Origin of the sequence: Planktotalea sp. (genome assembly GCF_965659345.1) — a bacterium.
Classification (GTDB): Bacteria; Pseudomonadota; Alphaproteobacteria; order Rhodobacterales; family Rhodobacteraceae; genus Planktotalea.
This window is the reverse complement of sequence record NZ_CBFHVK010000009.1, coordinates 92,969-110,646: the sequence shown is the minus strand read 5'-3', so window position 1 is coordinate 110,646 and position 17,678 is coordinate 92,969. Positions and strand designations below refer to the sequence as shown.

Genomic DNA, 17,678 nt, shown 5'->3' with positions numbered 1-17,678 from the left:
AAACGCGTGAGCAGCAAAAGGACGTAAACCACATGGATATTCTGGGGCTTTTGCCGCAATTTGGCAGTGTCATCTGGACACTTCTGGCATTTGTGCTGGCGCTTTCTGTGATTGTCGCAATCCACGAGTATGGTCACTACATCGTCGGGCGCTGGTCTGGCATTCATGCGGAAGTTTTCTCGCTCGGGTTCGGACCGGTCTTGTTCAGTCGTGTGGATAAGCATGGCACTGTTTGGCAGTTTGCGGCACTTCCTTTTGGCGGCTACGTAAAGTTCATGGGCGACGCCAATGCAGCCAGTGCGCCAGATGGTGAAGCCGTGCGTGAGCTAAGTGATGCGGACAAACGCCGCACGATGCCTGGTGCGCCGCTTTGGGCCCGCGCTGCGACTGTTGCGGCCGGTCCGATCTTTAACTTTGCCCTTTCTATCATCGTTTTCGCAGCAGTTTTGATGTGGCGCGGTGAGGAAGCTGATCCGCTTGCTGTCGGCGCACTCCGCGAGATGCCGGCAGTGCAGGAACTGCAAGTTGGTGATCAGTTGCTTGCGATCGATGGTATCCCAGTCCCTAGTTTTGAGGATGGCGCAGGGTTTAACGCGCTTGAACAGGCTATCAGTAAGACTTCTTCTGTCACCTACACTGTAGGACGTAATGGCGCAGAGCTAGACGTGATGGGCCCTTATCCTTACCCGGCTTTGGTGACGAGTGTGATGCCACAATCTGCGGCGCTCAGTGCGGGCTTGAGGGTCGATGATGTGATCACCGCTATTGACGATGCGCCTGTTTTTGCCTTCTCACAACTCAAAGAGGCCGTCGAAACAGGCGAGGGGGCTCCGCTGCTTTTGGACCTTTGGAATAAAGGTGAGACGCGTCAAGTCACGCTTGCCCCTAAACGCGTGGATGAACCGCAGGCGGACAACACGTTCGTCACACAGTGGCGCATTGGTGTGGCGGGTGGCTTTTTCTTTGAACCAGCGACCCAGCCAACAAGCCCGCTCACAGCACTCAAGAATGGTGCTTTGCAGACCCAACGTGTGATCGAGGGGTCGTTGTCAGGCATGTATCACATGGTGACAGGGGCGATTAGTTCTTGTAATTTGTCGGGTCCAATTGGAATTGCGCAAACGTCTGGCGCAATGGCGAGCCAAGGCGCAATGAGCTTCATTTGGTTTATCGCGGTTCTATCAACAGCGGTTGGTCTTTTGAACCTTTTCCCCGTTCCAGTGCTTGATGGCGGACACCTTGTGTTCTTCGCCTATGAGGCGGTGACGGGAAAGCCACCAAGTGACAAAGTCCTGCGCGTATTCATGTCGATTGGTTTGATGGTCATCCTGTCGCTCATGCTGTTTGCCTTGGGGAATGACTTGTTCTGTCCGTAGGACAATAAACAAGCTGCTTTCCGCCCAGTTTTCGCCATATTTGTCGAATATTTGTGAGGTAGAGCAAGAAAACCCTGCGCAAAAGCGTTTTGAAAACGAGTGATGACATGCAACTAATCCATTCTGGCACACGTAGTCTTGGCTTCTTGCTGTCGCTTAATTGGGACCGTTTCTTGTATTTCGGGATGCTTGCGCTTTGTCTCGCGCTTTCGGCCTATGTCGCGTCAGTGAGCTTTGCCAACCCCTTCATCTTGTAGGACCGTCTAGGCGCTAACCGTTTCGAGTGTTTGCGAAATTTGGCCTATGTGCTTTTGACAATATCGACCAATAGAGCTACTCAGATCTTATCTGGGATGTCTGTTGGATCGGTATAATGATCAATATAAAAGCAAGCGGTGAAAAACGCCGCGCAATGCGAGCACGTAAAGTAAATGCCCTTCGGTCTGGTATCGCGACGATTGCCTTAGGGTTTTCAGTGGCTTACGTCGCTTTGCCGAGCATCGCTGAGGCGCAGCAGTTTCGCTTCAACTCTGTTTCGATCGAAGGCAACCAGCGCATCGAACCATCGACTATTCTGTCATATGCGGGAATCGCTCGCGGGCAGAGCGTTTCTGGCTCGGATCTGAACGGCGCGTTTCAGCGTTTGCAGGAAAGCGGTTTGTTCGAAAGCGTAGACATCGAACCACAAGGCAGCCGTCTTGTGATCAAAGTAACAGAATACCCAACGATCAACCGGATCAATTTTGAAGGCAACCGCCGCTTGAAGGACGACGATTTGGCAACTGTCGTGCAAAGCCAAGCGCGCCGCGTGTTTAATCCGAGCACCGCAGAACGTGACGCCGCAGAGATCGCGACAGCGTATTCTCAGCAGGGTCGTCTCACCGCGACAGTCACTCCACGTATTATTCGCCGCTCTGACAACCGCGTTGATCTTGTGTTTGAAATCTTTGAGGGCGGTTTGACCGAAATCGAACGGCTCGGTTTTGTTGGCAACCAAGTGTATTCTGACCGCCGTTTGCGCCGTGTTTTGGATACCAAGCAAGCTGGCTTGCTGCGCGCATTCGTAAAGCGCGATACATTTGCCGAGGACCGAATTGAGTTCGACAAGCAAGTCCTACGTGATTTTTATCTGAGCCGTGGCTACGTAGATTTTCGAACAACAAGCGTGAACGCGGAACTGGCGCGAGAACGTGACGGTTTCTTTGTGACGTTCAACGTACAAGAAGGCCAACAATTTAAATTCGGTGAAATCACGACTGTTTCCGAAATTGCCGATGCTGATGAGGCAGAATTCCAAGCTGCGCTAAAGATTCGTCCCGGAGTTGTGTATTCACCATCGCTGGTGGAAAACTCCATCGCGCGTCTAGAACGTTTGGCCATTAGACTTGGACTTGATTTTGTACGAGTAGAGCCGCGCGTTACGCGAAATGATCGCGATTTGACGTTGGATGTTGAGTTTGCATTGGTCCGTGGTCCGCGCGTCTTTGTCGAGCGTATCGACATTGAGGGTAACGCGACAACGCTTGACCGTGTTGTGCGCAACCAATTCAAAATTGTCGAAGGTGATCCATTTAACCCACGTGAGATCCGCGAAAGCGCGGAACGCGTGCGGGCCCTTGGCTTCTTCGGTCAAGCAGATGTTGAAGCGCGCGAAGGCTCTGCACCGGATCAAGTTGTCATTGATGTGGATGTGGAAGAAACTACCACCGGCTCGCTGAGCTTTGGTGGTACCTATTCCAGTGCCACGGGTCCCGGTGCTTTGATCAAATATAATGAAAGCAATTTCTTGGGGCGCGGCCAGCAATTGGGCCTAAGCGTGACCACGGGCGTCGATAATCGCGAGTATTCACTTACCTTTGGCGAACCCGCATTCTTGGGTCGTGATCTGCGTTTTGGGTTTGTTTTGAATTATATCGAGACAGACAACCTGAACGCGACTTACGATACCAATCTTGGTAAATTCCAGCCGTCTTTCAACTTTCCGGTGTCTGAAAATGGCCGAATGGAAGTGCGCTACACGCTCGATCTGACAGAAATGACAGACCTAGGGGCAAATGCCGGCGCGCTGATTTCCAATGAGGTGGCGCGCGGGATCGAGTATTCAAATTCGATTGGCTACAGCTATAGCTTTGACACACGCCGCACGGGTTTGAACCCGAACGCAGGTGTTTTGCTTGAGTTTGGCCAAGATTTTGGCGTTCTGGATCAGAGCAATCGCTTTGTAAAAACCACTGCGAAAGCCATTGCTCAGACAAAAGTCTTGAGCGAAGAAGTGACGTTGCGCGCGACGCTAGAAGGTGGAGCGATCAACTTCCTCAGTGGCTCTGGTCGCTCGACGGAACGTTTCTTTATGGGCTCCTCTGTCATGCGCGGCTTTGAGCCGAGCGGAATCGGCCCACGCGAAGTAACAGGCAATGTGGATGATGCGCTTGGTGGCAACATGTTTGCAGTGGCGCGTTTCGAAGCGGAGTTCCCACTTGGCTTGCCTGAAGAGTATGGCATTTCTGGCGGTGTGTTCTATGACGTAGGCTCGCTCTGGTCGCTTGATCAAACCAATGCGAATGTCATCAACGAAGGCTTTGCCGCACGTCAGGTGGTGGGTGCATCATTGTTCTGGGAAACACCGATCGGTCCTTTGCGCTTTAACTTTACCAAAGCGCTCTCCAAGGAAGTTGGCGACAGGGAGCAAACCTTTGACCTTACGATCTCAACAAAGTTCTAATAGACGCAGCAAGGTTGGAGTGTGCCGGTCTCTTTTGGCGGCTTTATCCATTGCTGTGATGGCTCCAAGCGGGTTGTCAGCGCAACTCAACGCGTTCTCCTTACCCGAAATTCCAGTTCTCACTATTCAACGTGAGCGTTTGTATTCGGAAACGCAGTTTGGCCAAAGCCTCTCGCGCGAGATTGCGGAACGTGGCCGCCGGTTGGCTGCTGAAAACCGTCGCATTGAGCAAGAGTTAGCTATCGAAGAAGGCGAGCTGACAGATATACGCGAAACGATGACGCCCGAGGAGTTTCGCGATCTGGCAGATGCGTTTGACGTCAAAGTCACAGGCGCGCGTAATGAGCAAGATCAGAAAATACGGACCCTAACACAGCTCTCAGAGCAAGCTGAGCGTCGTTTTTTGTTCACGATTGCTCCGTATATGCAGCGTTTGATGATAGAAAAGGGCGCAAGTGTCATTCTGGATCGTCGCGCTGTGTTTGTCAGTGCTGATGCGTCTGATGTAACGCTTGAAGCCATCGCGCGCATTGACGAAGGGCTGGGCGAGGGTATGCCGCTTGAGGAATTGCTCGCACCTATTGAGGATGACACACCAGAGACTGAACTTTTGCCAGAACAGATGCCCGAACCCTTGCCGGTGCCTAATCTGGGCCAAGAACAAGTCCCTATCGACAACTAACAAACCTGCTGGAGCCTTGCCCCGCTTTCGCGCAGTTGCTAGGACCAATGGGACGCCAAATTAAACCATAAGGGCCTTTTTATGAGCGATCTTCTCAGTGCTGACATCCAGCTGATCCAACGCATCTTGCCGCATCGCTATCCGTTCTTGTTGGTGGATAAAGTTCAAGACATTGATGGTACGAAAACTGCGGTTGGCATAAAGAATGTCACGATGAATGAGCCACATTTTCAGGGTCATTTCCCAGGTCTGCCGATCATGCCGGGCGTTACAATCGTTGAGGCGATGGCGCAGACTGCCGCAGTCATGGTGGGAACGGCGCTCGATATGGCTGATAAAGAGATGAAGGTCTATTTTATGGCCATCGACAAATGCAAATTCCGTCGCAAAGTCGGCCCTGGTGATGTCCTTAAAATGGATTTGACGACCGTGCGTGGCAAACCTGGTGGTAAGGTTTGGAAGTTCTCGGGCGTCGCAAGCGTAGATGGTGAAATGGCGGCTGAAGCTGAGTTCACAGCAATGATGGACTTGCCTGCATGAGCATTCATCCTAGCGCAAACATTCACGCCAGTGCCGTGATCGAAGATGGCGCTGTCATCGGCGAGAACTGCGTGATTGGCGCATTCTGTTTTGTAGGCGCTGACGTAAAGATGGGTGCGCGATGCGTATTGATGAGCCATGCGATCATCAAAGGTCAAACAACGCTTGGCGATGAGAACACCGTTTTTTCCTTTGCCGTCGTGGGGGAGATTCCTCAGGACAAGAAATTTGGTGGTGAGATAACGCGCCTCGAGATTGGTGCGCGTAACCGCATTCGCGAACATGTTACTGTGAATACGGGCACTGAAGGTGGCGGTGGTTTGACCAAGATTGGCGATGATTGTTTGTTGATGGCCGGCTGTCACATCGCCCATGATGTTATTTTGGCCAACAACGTGATTGTTGTGAATAGCGCCGCTGTCGCAGGTCACTGCATCATCGAGGATGACGTTATTATTGGCGGACTTGCGGGAATTCATCAATTTGTGCGAATTGGTAAAGGCGCGATCATTGGCGCTGTTACGATGGTGACAAATGATGTGATCCCTTACGGTCTTGTTCAAGCGCCGCGTGGTCAGCTGGATGGGCTGAACTTGGTCGGTCTGAAACGTCGCGGCGTAGAGCGGCAAGACATTATGGCATTGCGTGCAGCCTTTCAAATGATGGCGCAAGGCGATGGCACCTTTCAAGATCGCGTAAAGCGCATGGGCGATGACAGCGACAGTCAGTACGTGCACCACATAGTTGAATTTGTTACCGGCGCTACGGATCGTTCTTTCCTCACTCCGGGTGGTTGATATGGCGCGATTGGCCATTCTTTCCGGTTCAGGTGGTTTACCGTTAAGACTCGCACAGAAGCGTCCTGAGGCGATTCAAATCAGCTTTTCAGGCGTCGAGCATGATCTGGGGGAAGCCCCTCAAGAGTTTGCCTTCGAGAAAATGGGCGCGTTGTTTGCCGCTCTCAAGAAGCAAGATGTGAGCGAAGTTGTGATGGCCGGTGCCATGTCGCGCCCTCCGCTTGATCCTCATGCATTTGATGATGTGATGACGGCCCTTGCACCGCGCTTGATTGCTGCGATGCAAGGGGGCGATGATACCTTGTTGCGCTTGGTCATTGAGATTTTTGAAGAGCAAGGCTTTGCTGTACGTGGCGCGCATGAGATTGACCCGAGTCTGACAGCGACAGCGGGTTTGCTCGCAGGGCCATCCCTTAGCCAAACGGCGAAGATGGATGCAGATCGTGGCATCGACATTTTGAATGCGCTTGCGCCTTTGGATGTCGGGCAGGGCGTTGTTGTAGAACATGGCCTCTGTCTTGGGATTGAAACGCTTCAAGGCACTGATGCTCTGCTTGATTTTGTAAGCCGAACTGCGAAGCATTTGCGCAAGACCGGTGGCGTGTTTGTCAAAGCGCCCAAAAAGGGACAGGACTTGCGTGTTGATATGCCAACAATTGGCCCTGAATCTGTAAAGGCGGCGTACGCCGCTGGTGCGTCAGCCATTGTCCTATCTGCTGGCAATGTGATCGTGCTGGAAAAAGAAGAAACACTTCGGATCGCTGACGCTGCTGGTCTCACTCTGTTTGCACAGGAATTTTAAGCAATGCGCGTGTTTATCATTGCGGGTGAACCATCCGGTGACAAGCTTGGCGCGGCTTTGATGGAAGGTTTGCAAGCCCTTGTACCAGAGGTCGAGTTTGATGGTATTGGCGGCGCGCGCATGAGTGAAGCTGGGCTGAAAAGCCGCTTCCCGATGGAAGAGATTTCGATCATGGGGATCTCTGAGATCCTGTCGCAGTATCGCCATTTGAAAACGCGCATTGCACAAACGGCAGATCAAGTCGTGCAGACCCAACCGGACGTCCTAATTACGATTGACCTGCCAGAGTTTTCTTTGCGTGTCGCCAAACTTGTAAAGGCAAAGAGCCAAGTACGCTGTGTGCATTATGTTGCGCCGACGGTATGGGCTTGGCGGGCAGGGCGTGCTGCGAAGATGGCGCGCCATATCGATCAAGTGCTCGCGCTTTTCCCGTTCGAGCCGCCGTATATGGAAGCCGCTGGCATGCGATGTGACTTTGTCGGGCATCCTGTTGTGATGGATCCGCAAGCCACACAAGATCAAGCGAACGCGTTTCGCGAAGCGCATCGTATTGAGCCGCTTGCACCTTTAGCGCTGGTCTTGCCGGGGTCGCGTCGCGGAGAAGTCTCTCGCCTTGCGCCGATATTTGGCAAAGCCTTGGAACCGGTACTTGAGGCGCATCCAAATTTGAAAGTCGTTATTCCCGCCGCAGCACCTGTGGAAGAGCTTGTGCGCAATTCGGTTGCTGATTGGTCTGTTGCGCCGTTGATTATACGCTCGGAAGATAAGGCGCTAAAGCGCGCAGCGTTCAAGGCCGCCAATGTTGCCCTGGCCGCTTCTGGCACCGTGTCGCTTGAGTTGGCGGCGGTAGGCACACCGATGGTGATTGCTTATGATATGAACTGGCTCTCACGTCAGGTGATTGGGCGAATGCTGAAGGTCGATACAGTGACTTTGGTCAATCTGGTTTCTGACACGCGCGCGGTCCCCGAATTTATTGGTGCAGACTGTGTGCCAGAACGTATTGCTACGGGTTTGCTTGATGTATTTGACGATCCCTCTAGGCAAGCAGCGGCAATGCAAATGACAATGCAGCGCCTTGGCCAAGATGGTGAAGCCCCGGGGGTGCGCGCAGCAAAAGCAGTGCTTTCCGGACTTAGCCAAAACGCAAGCCACCACTGAGCGCATGGCTCAGAATTTCGGATCATTGCAAGCGCATTACACTCCTTGAAATCCGCTGAATGCCCCTTTCGCCGCTTCTTAGATCATCTCTCTCGTTAGTCGATCTAGCTCGTATTGACATTGGCAGAGGCCATCCATCAAAACAGATCTCTTCACATTAAATTGGCAAGGTACTGTTCATAACTGTGCGTGAAGAAAACGCGCCTTGCTTTTGAGACACGAGCCACGGTGTCGTCTTTGAGCAGGATTTCAAGCGTGCCGTTTGATGGTTCGTTGATTGAAGCTATCGCAGAATAAGCGACCCAGGCTGAGCGGTTCACTTGTACACCGTAAGAGACATCGATCTGTGCCTCAATGTCGCGAAGTTTGCCGCGTACCATAGTGCTTTGGTCACCATGCTGAACCACTAGATAGTGATCTTCAGAGCGGATGAACTGAAGCGTGTTTATGTCAAAACTCTTCGAACCAACCTTTAGAACAGAGCGGACAGCATTGGCAGCATCCTCTATCTTTGTGTCAAGCGCAACCTGAGGTTTTGCCGTTTTGCTAACGTGCTCGACGCCCGGCGCTGATTCTGGCGTGCCTATTGGTGCAGCAACTAGGCTGGACGTGCTGCCTACGCGTGCCGTCTCATTTTCAAACTGTTCTGTGGGGATGTACAAGCTATGAAGTGGCGCCACAAACTTTGCGTGAAAAATGTCGAGACAAATAATAATAATGAACGTGCGCAGCGCGATCTCCCACATGCTGTTAAAACTTTCAGCGGTGCTTTGCTCGAAAAGATGCAAGATGTATTCGAAGAAAACGGTGTTCAAGAGCTGCATAGGGATCAGCAGGATAGGCGTGTAGATCGTTTTAATTCCAAACGAAAAGGCTACGGCGATATATATGGTTATGACCAAAGCCAAAGAGAAAAAAGTTGCGACAACGCCTGCTCCTGAAAGGATAAACTGGGCCGTGATGGGAACGTCCATAGCCAGCATCAGCGAAGAGTAAAGCGCTATGCTAAGCACGATGAACTGTATGAAGACCGGGTCAAGCACGTACTGTGATGCGCTAACGGCACGCGTGTAAAAGGCGTGACCAGATGAAGATACGACGCGAAAATAGTCTGATTGTGCTGAAACGTCCGTCATTTCTCTGTGTTGACCTGCCTCGTAATCCAGTGACTTGAGGCTGTTCGTTTTAGTTTGCATTGGTAAAACTTTTATAAAGTCGAGGCGTTAAGTGACGTGAGTGTTTATTCACGACGTTGATGTGCAAAATTTACGACAAACGCGCACAATTTCACGAAAATTTACGTCGCTAGTAGACATTTACGGGCAGTCGCGAGTGCGTCGCGACATTTTTGATTGGCTAATGGCTCTCTGCGACGCTGGGGGTTCATGGGCGCGCCTCTTCCTTCCAGCAAATAGACCATGGGCCTGTGAGCGTTCTTTCGGGATTGCTGCTATATCTTTCGAGAGCAACCTCGCTTGGTTCTAAGTCTGATCACGTGGTGGGGGCCACATGATGGCCGAGTTAAGGCCAAAAATAGAAACGGGAGTAGAGGATGCCACATTCTACTAAATTCGCTTAAGTTAGGGTCGCGAAAAGACAGATCTTATCTTTCTTAACGCATAAGACAGCAGGCTGCCGCCTGACCCCGCGTTTAGCGAATTCACCACCCCACTCATCGCATTTTTCTAAATTGATCCGTCATTCGACGGGCCGGAGAAGTATTGTCCGGCTCTCGCGCGAAACCCGTGCTTCTCGGACCAAACTTAACCTCGCGGGACCGCGCCTTAATCCGGCTCGCCGCCTTATGACTAAGAGACCTGACTATGCCGATTACAATTCCTGCTACGGGCGAAACCCATACAGCAACCTCGGGCGAAATCTTTTCCATCGAGGCCGGGACGATCGGCCGCGTCTTATTCACCGAACCACAGAACAGGCAACTCGTCGACGGCGAGAAAACCAATGATCATAGCGCGCAAGGCCGCGTTCACTTCGTAGAAGGAAAATACTAATGCCAGTTATCGACGTAGAAATCCCAAGCAGCCAGTTTGCCAACACCACCATCAACGCCGGACCAGGTGACGTGATCAACATCCCCACGGGGATGATGGGCAGCATCACGATCAATGGCGGCCCTGATGTCACCGTGAACGTTCTGGGTGACCCTGATGGTGGCAGCACATTCGGGCAACTTACACTTGGCGGCTTTGGCAGTGACATCGAACCGACGGTAAACATCCCTGCGGGCACTGATTTCTCTCGGTATAACATCGACGCAAACGGTGAAAACCTGACCCTGAACGTCGGCGACGGTGCAACACTGAGCGACATCGATGCCACAGGCATGAGTAACACGGGCACATTGACAATCAACGCGGGCAACGATGTCACAATCGACGGCCCTATTAACAACTACGGCGCGGACGCTGACTTCAACTTTGGATCCGGCGCGACCTTCAACGGCAACGTGACCGCGACGTCCGTTGGCAATGCCGATGTCACAATCGGCGACGACGCCGATGTTAACGGCAGCTTCAATGCGTCGAGTGGCAGCAACGTGGACGTGAACGTCACGTTTGGTGATAACCTCCAAATGGTTGCACCTTTGAATGTCCTCAGCGGCGGTGGCGAAAAGAACCTCACCATCGGTGACGGTGCGACAATCAACAACGCGATCAACATGGGCGCCGGAACCAACACACCTGCCAATTTGACCATCGGCGACGATGTGAGATTGTTGGGCAACATCAACACAGGTAATGCGGATGATGTTGTCGTTATTGGCGACAACTGGAACCTTGCCAACGTCAACTTGGGCCTCGGCGACGACAACATCACCCTCGGGATGCAGGCAGAGAGCTCGGGCCTCACGAATATCGATGGCGGCTTCGCGCAGGGCATCGATATGGATGGGATCACCATTACACCGCGGGCGGATCAGTTGGCAAGTTTTGAACGGTCTGACTGGGTCGAAAATGGCGACGGCACGTGGTCATCAGTGGGTCCACAGTTCAACGGCGGTCCAGTCTACGCGCCCGGTCTCAATGCTTATGACTTTGAAGGTCCAGCAGCTCCGTTGCCTCCGACGCCAGACGGCATCGTAGATGGGGAGAACTCCAGCGAAGTGATGAACCGCAGCTATGACGATGCGGCGGGTGCCACCAACAGCGGCGGCGATATCATCGACGGTGCGGACGGCGATAACGACGTTATCCTCGGCAATGGCGGCGACGACACGATCAATGCGGGCCTTGGCACGGACGAAGTCTATGGCGGTTCCGGCAATGATGTCATCGACGGCAACGCGGGCAATGACACGATTTCAGGTGACTTCGCGGATGGTGTTAGCGATGTTGTGGTCGATTCCGGTACTCAAGCGGGTGATGACATCCTCGAAGGCGGTGCAGGCGACGACGTTATCTATGGCGACAGCGGCAACAGCCTGTCTGCGGGTGGCGAAGGTGTCCCCGGCGATACGCTGGGTGCTGGTCCCGGTTCCACAGGCGGCGGTTATGACCGTATCAGTGCGCAAACCGTCTATAATGGGAACCATTCGTTTTCCACGGATGCGTTCCATCTTGGCAATGATATTCCTGTTCTGGACGATGCAAACAGAGATGCGATCACGGGCGTTTCGTTCTCGCAAGACGGCGAGGGAACAGACCGCTCGTTTGGTCTTGATGAACTTGAATTCACCGGCGCGCAGCGCTCCTTCGTTGGTCTGGTGACGGTTCAGAAATCTGGTTTGTATAACTCAAATGACCAATTTTCGTCCTCCATCAGCGGCGGATTTCAGGACACCACCGTTGTAAGCAGCGGCACCGCCGACTTTACCATGAATGACGGTGAAGTGTTCCAAGGTATCCGTGTGCATTATGTGCGCGGCCCGGATGGTGAAACCTATATGATGCCGGACGATGGTCCGTCTCCGGCTGCGTTTAACTCGTTCAGAGCCATGTTGTCTAATAACTCCTCTGGTATCGACAGCTTTACAATTGCGACGGGGTCCGGTGACGACAATGGCATCAACCCGATTGAAGGCAACTGGGCCGACGGTCAGTTCTTTGAAACCGGCGAAGGCGACGGCGGCGATGACACGATCATTGGTGGGACCGGTGCTGACCAGATGTTCGGCGAAGGCGGCGACGACACCTTTGTTGTTGGCTCTGCTGCTGAAGGTGCGGGCGATGTGATCTCTGGCGGATTTGGACCTGATGATACCACAGACAACGACGTGCTTGATCTGACAGGCGCGGGTCCGGTGACGATCAATGCATCCGCTGATGCGAACGACGCAGGCGCGCAATCCGGCACGGTGACCTTCGCAGACGGCTCCACGCTAACGTTCGAGGGCATCGAGACGATCATTCAGGATCCGGATAACACAGCCCCTGACGTCACCGGCCCTGCGGCCGTGGACATGGCAGAGGATGACACGGGCACGATTGCAACCTATGCAACCACAGACCCCGATGGTGATCCGGTTGCGCTGACGCTGACCGGCGATGATGCGGCGCTGTTCGAGATCGATCCGGCCACAGGCGAGTTGAGCCCGATCAATCCGCTCGACTTTGAGAACCCGACTGACGCCAATGGCGACGGCGTTTATGACGTTACGGTTGTTGCGACTGATACCGGTGGCTTGACTGACGAGCAGCCTGTGGCTGTGACGGTGACGGATGTGCCCGAGCCAAACGCTATCGTAGACGGCGAAGACACCGGCGAGGTGATGCGTGTTGGCTATGACGACAGCAATGCCCCGACCGATGGCGGCGGAGATCTGATCACGGATGAAGCTGACGTGATCGACGGCAATGGTGGCGACGATACAATCTCTTCTGGTGGCGGCGACGATACTGTTGATGGCGGCGCGGACGATGACCTGCTTGACGGCGGCGCTGGAGACGACGAGATTACCGGCGGAACTGGCACGGACACGCTGATTGGCGGCGCGGGTGCTGACACGCTTGACGGCGGCGGCGATGACGATGACATCATGGTCGGTGCGGGTGATACAGCGCTTGGCGGGAGTGGTGATGACGAGTTCTACGTCAATCCATCCCTGACCGGCGATGCGCCGATCACAGTTGTGGGCGGGGAGTTGGATGAAAGCCTGAACGATCCGACCAATGGTGGCGACGGCGACACGCTTGATTTGCGCGGACTGGGCGAAGTGGAAATCGTCTATAATGAAGACGACCCGACCTTTGATCCGGCGACCGGCGCCAGCGAAAGCGGTACGGCGACCTACACCAACGACGCGGGTGAGCCTGTCACAATCAACTTCTCTGAAATCGAGGATGTTCTGACCGACCCACAGGCCGATGGCATCGTGGACGGTGCGGGCGAGGGTGAGCTGATGAACTCTGGCTATACCGATCCACAGGGCGACCAGATCGATGGCGACGATGGCGTGGATGACACGATCCTGGGCAATGGTGGTTCGGACACGATTGATGCCGGTTTGGGTGACGACTCTGTTGAGGGCGGCGAGGACGATGATGTCATCGGCGGCAACGACGGTGCCGACACGCTGCTCGGCAACGAAGGCAATGACGACATCGACGGCGGCGCGGGGGATGACACCCTGCTGGGCGGCGATGAGGCCGACACGCTGACAGGCGGTTCGGGCGATGACGTTCTGAACGGCGAGGACGGCGATGATGATATCGCTGTTGGCGGCGCGGATACGGCGCTTGGCGGTCTGGGCGATGATGTCTTTACAGTCGACCCAACCGACTTCGCGCCTGATGTAGACGTTACCATCGACGGTGGCTCGGACGGGACCACAGGTGATCCTGCGGGCCCTGAGAATGGCGACGAAGGCGACGTTCTTGATCTGAGCGATCAGCTTGGTGATCTGGACGTGGTTCTTGAAGCCGATCCTGAAAGCGGCACAGTAGATGGTCTGGACACGGACGATACACCCGACATCAACTTTGACGAAATCGAGCAGATCGAAACGGGTCTCGGTGATGATCTGATCGATGGTTCTGATGCGGACGCGCCTGTTGTTGCAGACGGCAACGAAGGCGAAGACACACTCCTTGGCGGCGCGGGTAATGATACGCTTGATGGCGGCGACGACGATGACCTGCTGGATGGCGACGATGGCGACGATGTTCTGTTGGGCAATGACGGCAACGACACGCTCGACGGCGGTGAAGGCGCAGATACGCTTGAGGGTGGCCTGAACGATGACGACATCACGCTTGGCGCAGGCGATACAGGTCTCGGCGGTGGTGGTGACGATGAATTCACCATTGATCCAACCGTTGCTGGCACGGCTCCGATCACTGTGGTCGGCGGCGAGGCTGATGAAGAAGGCGTGATTGATCCAACCAACAACCCGGACGGGCAGGTCGGTGATACGCTTGACCTAACGGGTCTTGGCCCTGTTGAAATCGCTTATGATGAGACTGATCCGACGTTTGACCCTGAAACAGGCATTGGTGAAAGCGGCACGGTTACATATCCGAATGCGGATGGCCTTCCAGTTGTGATCGAATTCTCAGAGATCGAGAATATCCTCACAGATGGTCCTGTGGATGTGACACCTGTTGCAAACCCTGACGCAGCAGACACAGATGAGGACACAACCGTTGTCATCGACGTGCTCGCCAACGACACTGATCCTGACAACACGCCAGAAGAGTTGGAGGTCACAGAGGCCACAGCTCCGAACGGCACTGTCGAGATCAATGACGATGGCACGCTGTCATACACGCCAGATCCTGAATATTCTGGATCAGACGAGATTACCTATACGGTCTCTGATCCTGAGGGGAACACGGCAGTTGGGACAGTCACTTTGGACGTGGCACCTGTCAACGATGCGCCAGTGGCAAACGATGACGCGGCAACGACCGATGAGGAAACGCCTGTTACCATCGACGTGCTTGCCAACGACGAAGATGAGGACAACACACCAGACGACCTTACGGTCACGGGGGCAACTGCGCCGAACGGAACCGTCGTCATCAATGACGATCGCACGTTGGAGTACACGCCGGACGCGGGCTTTGTCGGTGAGGATACCATCACTTACGTGGTCTCCGATCCATCAGGTGCCACTGACACGGCAACAGTTGCCGTAACCGTGGAGGCCATTCCAGACGAAGCACCAGTTGCCAATCCTGACACCGCGACCGTGGAAGAAGGCGAGGTTGTCACAATCGATGTGCTCGCCAATGACACGGATCCTGACACACCTCTCGAAGAACTGGAGGTCACGGACGCAGACGCGCCGAACGGTATTGTTGATATCAATGACGATGGCACGCTGTCTTATGAGCCAGATGCCGGTTTCTTTGGTGAGGATACGATCACCTACACGGTCACCGATCCTGAGGGGAACTCCGCGACGTCCACAGTGACGGTTTCAGTGACTGAAGAACCCGTTGGCGACGCGCCAGTTGCGCAAGCAGATGTCTATGACATTGATCTTGACGGCTATGAGGGCGGCAATGTGCGTCTTGGTTCTGGGGACGACGGCTTGCTCGGCAACGATACGGATCCAAACGATGATCCACTTCGTGTGTCCGAGATTGATGGGTCTTCAAACCTGCGAACTTGGGTCGACGGCGACAATGGTGGCCAAATTCGTATCACATCAAGCGGTGCTGTGCGCTTCCGTGATGATGAAGGCGACTTTGCTGACCTGCCAGACGGCGAGGTTGTACAGACAACGGTGAGCTACACCGTGTCTGACGGCAACGGTGGTTTCGATACGGCTACGGTGACTGTCAACGTGACAGGCGCTGCGGTTGTAGACGATCTGTCTCCTGACGCAGTCGACGATGTTGCAAGTGCGACAGCGGGTGATGTCACTGTCATCGACGTTCTGGCCAACGATACAGACCCAGACACGCCGGTTGATCAGCTCGAAGTTATTGACGCAGAGGCGGAGAATGGCATCATCGACATCAATGATGATGGCACACTGTCCTATGAGCCGGATGCTGGCTTTAGTGGTGAGGATACAATCACTTACACAATCACCGACCCTGAGGGGAACACGGATACTGCGATTGTGACAGTGACTGTTTCTGAAGGCGACGTCACACCCGTGGCCAACCCTGACAGTGCCGATGTTGATGAGGACACAACCGTTGTCATCGACGTGCTCGCCAACGACACTGATCCTGACAACACGCCAGAAGAGTTGGAGGTCACAGAGGCCACAGCTCCGAACGGCACAGTTGAGATCAATGACGATGGCACGCTGTCCTACACGCCAGATTCTGAGTACTCTGGATCGGACGAGATCACCTACACGGTCTCTGATCCTGAGGGGAACACGGCGGTTGGGACTGTCACCATCGCGGTTGATCCGGTCAACGATGCACCTGTTGCAACGGATGACACTGCTGAAACCGATGAAGACACCAGCGTTACCATTGATGTGCTGGCCAACGACAGTGATGCAGACAACACTCCTGAGGAACTGGCGGTCACAGAGGCCACAGCGCCAAACGGGACAGTTGTTATCAACGATGACGGTACATTGGAGTACACGCCAGACGATGGCTTCTTCGGAGTAGACGAGATCACCTATACGGTCTCTGACCCTGATGGTGCGTCTTCGACGGCAACTGTTGCGGTTACCGTGGATGAAGTGATTGATGGCGGCGACGGTGTTGTTGACGGAACTGATGGTGGCGAGGTCATGGACCCTGGCTTTGACGACGGCGAAGGGGATCAGGTCGACGGCGCGGATGGCATCGATGATGTCATCGAAGGCAATGGTGGTAACGACACAATCGACGGTGGTCTTGGCAACGATGACATCGACGGCGGCGACGGCGATGATGTGATCCAAGGCGGTGACGGCAATGACACCATCGAAGGATCGCAAGGCAATGATGACATCCTTGGCGGTGACGGCGACGACACCTACCAAGGCGATGATCAAGGTCATGTCGTTGTTTATGTCGACGACGAAGGCAACGGTGAAGTCACAAAGTACCCGACGCAAGAGATCGACTCGGTCAACAGCGTTGAGCATTTCTCTGGTGCTGAAGTTGAAGGTGAGTTGGACAAGATTTCCTTCACAACTGCGGTTGGCTCAAACAGCATCGAGGAAGACATCGAAGGGCTCGACGATAATGCAACCGGCTACTTCTTCCCAGTCGAGGGCGATTTCGTGAACTTTGGTCCAGACAATGACTACACCTTGTCTGATCTGTTCAGCGGCACATCGCCTGATGGCGAACTTCCAGCGGTCGGACCTGCTGGCGAGTACTTCGTCAGCGATGGTACTGAAGAGGGTCAGGTTGGTGAGATCAGCTTCGAAAACTTCGAGCAAATCTTCTTCACAATCGAAGAAGAGCCCGAAGTGGAAGAAGACATCATGGCGTTGCTCTCCAACGGCGAAACGCTTGACGAGACAATGCCGACCGAAGAAGAGGTCGACGAAGACGACCTCGCGTTTGATGCGATCTAAAAACGTCTAATTCTTCCTGACAAGACTAAGCCCGGCGCAGAAATGTGTCGGGCTTAGTCGTTCATTTACTGCCGTCTGTTTTGGCGACTTTTTGTCGGCGGGTAACATCAGTTATGAAAACAAACTTTGTGATTTTATGCGCTGAATTTGTTT

At 54.0% G+C, this 17,678-nt stretch carries 11 protein-coding genes; 10 read left to right on the top strand and 1 reads right to left on the bottom strand.

All coding sequences use genetic code 11. From position 1 onward, the window contains the following. Nucleotides 1-32 precede the first annotated feature (32 nt). The 8 genes from rseP to lpxB all read left to right on the top strand — a co-directional run bounded on the left by rseP (nucleotide 33) and on the right by lpxB (nucleotide 8,080). Entirely contained in the window at nucleotides 33-1,376 is a 1,344-nt protein-coding gene (gene rseP / locus ACTG3Z_RS09235; protein WP_439142703.1) for an RIP metalloprotease RseP, read from the top strand. A 107-nt stretch (nucleotides 1,377-1,483) separates the two neighbouring features. Then, entirely contained in the window at nucleotides 1,484-1,633 is a 150-nt protein-coding gene (locus ACTG3Z_RS09230; protein WP_439142702.1) for a hypothetical protein, read from the top strand. Nucleotides 1,634-1,749: 116 nt separating this feature from the next. Further along, a complete protein-coding gene (gene bamA / locus ACTG3Z_RS09225; RefSeq protein WP_439142701.1) occupies nucleotides 1,750-4,098 on the top strand; it encodes an outer membrane protein assembly factor BamA in 2,349 nt (782 codons plus the stop codon). Between the two features lie 34 nt (nucleotides 4,099-4,132). Beyond that, nucleotides 4,133-4,780, top strand: a complete 648-nt coding sequence (locus tag ACTG3Z_RS09220) for an OmpH family outer membrane protein (protein WP_439142699.1) — start codon at nucleotides 4,133-4,135, stop codon at nucleotides 4,778-4,780. Between the two features lie 81 nt (nucleotides 4,781-4,861). After that, nucleotides 4,862-5,320: a 3-hydroxyacyl-ACP dehydratase FabZ gene (gene fabZ, locus ACTG3Z_RS09215; RefSeq protein WP_375266984.1), complete on the top strand. Its 459-nt coding sequence runs from the start codon at nucleotides 4,862-4,864 to the stop codon at nucleotides 5,318-5,320. Beyond that, complete coding sequence (gene lpxA, locus ACTG3Z_RS09210) at nucleotides 5,317-6,117, top strand: acyl-ACP--UDP-N-acetylglucosamine O-acyltransferase (RefSeq protein WP_439142697.1); 801 nt, start codon at nucleotides 5,317-5,319, stop codon at nucleotides 6,115-6,117. The genes fabZ and lpxA overlap by 4 nt, the downstream gene beginning before the upstream one ends. A 1-nt stretch (nucleotide 6,118) precedes the next feature. After that, entirely contained in the window at nucleotides 6,119-6,919 is an 801-nt protein-coding gene (locus tag ACTG3Z_RS09205) for an LpxI family protein (protein ID WP_439142696.1), read from the top strand. 3 nt (nucleotides 6,920-6,922) lie between these two features. After that, a complete protein-coding gene (gene lpxB, locus ACTG3Z_RS09200; RefSeq protein ID WP_439142694.1) occupies nucleotides 6,923-8,080 on the top strand; it encodes a lipid-A-disaccharide synthase in 1,158 nt (385 codons plus the stop codon). 152 nt (nucleotides 8,081-8,232) lie between these two features. On the opposite strand, the gene ACTG3Z_RS09195 is transcribed toward lpxB, so the two are convergent. Then, nucleotides 8,233-9,276 (bottom strand): LytTR family DNA-binding domain-containing protein, encoded by a 1,044-nt coding sequence (locus ACTG3Z_RS09195; protein WP_439142692.1) that lies wholly within the window; start codon nucleotides 9,274-9,276, stop codon nucleotides 8,233-8,235. 627 nt (nucleotides 9,277-9,903) lie between these two features. Between ACTG3Z_RS09195 and ACTG3Z_RS09190 the strand changes: the two genes are divergently transcribed. Further along, entirely contained in the window at nucleotides 9,904-10,092 is a 189-nt protein-coding gene (locus tag ACTG3Z_RS09190) for a hypothetical protein (RefSeq protein ID WP_439142691.1), read from the top strand. Continuing rightward, the gene (locus tag ACTG3Z_RS09185) at nucleotides 10,092-17,525 is read left to right on the top strand and encodes an Ig-like domain-containing protein (protein ID WP_439142690.1); all 7,434 of its coding nucleotides are present in this window, start codon (nucleotides 10,092-10,094) and stop codon (nucleotides 17,523-17,525) included. Before ACTG3Z_RS09190 ends, ACTG3Z_RS09185 begins: the two co-directional genes overlap by 1 nt. Nucleotides 17,526-17,678 lie beyond the last annotated feature (153 nt).

Bases quoted from the DNA above. Each gene is read 5' to 3' on its own strand.
- rseP (WP_439142703.1), top strand. From the start codon at position 33: ATGGATATTCTGGGGCTTTTGCCGCAATTTGGCAGTGTCATCTGGACA.
- ACTG3Z_RS09230 (WP_439142702.1), top strand. From the start codon at position 1,484: ATGCAACTAATCCATTCTGGCACACGTAGTCTTGGCTTCTTGCTGTCG.
- bamA (WP_439142701.1), top strand. From the start codon at position 1,750: ATGATCAATATAAAAGCAAGCGGTGAAAAACGCCGCGCAATGCGAGCA.
- fabZ (WP_375266984.1), top strand. From the start codon at position 4,862: ATGAGCGATCTTCTCAGTGCTGACATCCAGCTGATCCAACGCATCTTG.
- lpxA (WP_439142697.1), top strand. From the start codon at position 5,317: ATGAGCATTCATCCTAGCGCAAACATTCACGCCAGTGCCGTGATCGAA.
- ACTG3Z_RS09205 (WP_439142696.1), top strand. From the start codon at position 6,119: ATGGCGCGATTGGCCATTCTTTCCGGTTCAGGTGGTTTACCGTTAAGA.
- lpxB (WP_439142694.1), top strand. From the start codon at position 6,923: ATGCGCGTGTTTATCATTGCGGGTGAACCATCCGGTGACAAGCTTGGC.
- ACTG3Z_RS09195 (WP_439142692.1), bottom strand. From the start codon at position 9,276: ATGCAAACTAAAACGAACAGCCTCAAGTCACTGGATTACGAGGCAGGT.
- ACTG3Z_RS09190 (WP_439142691.1), top strand. From the start codon at position 9,904: ATGCCGATTACAATTCCTGCTACGGGCGAAACCCATACAGCAACCTCG.
- ACTG3Z_RS09185 (WP_439142690.1), top strand. From the start codon at position 10,092: ATGCCAGTTATCGACGTAGAAATCCCAAGCAGCCAGTTTGCCAACACC.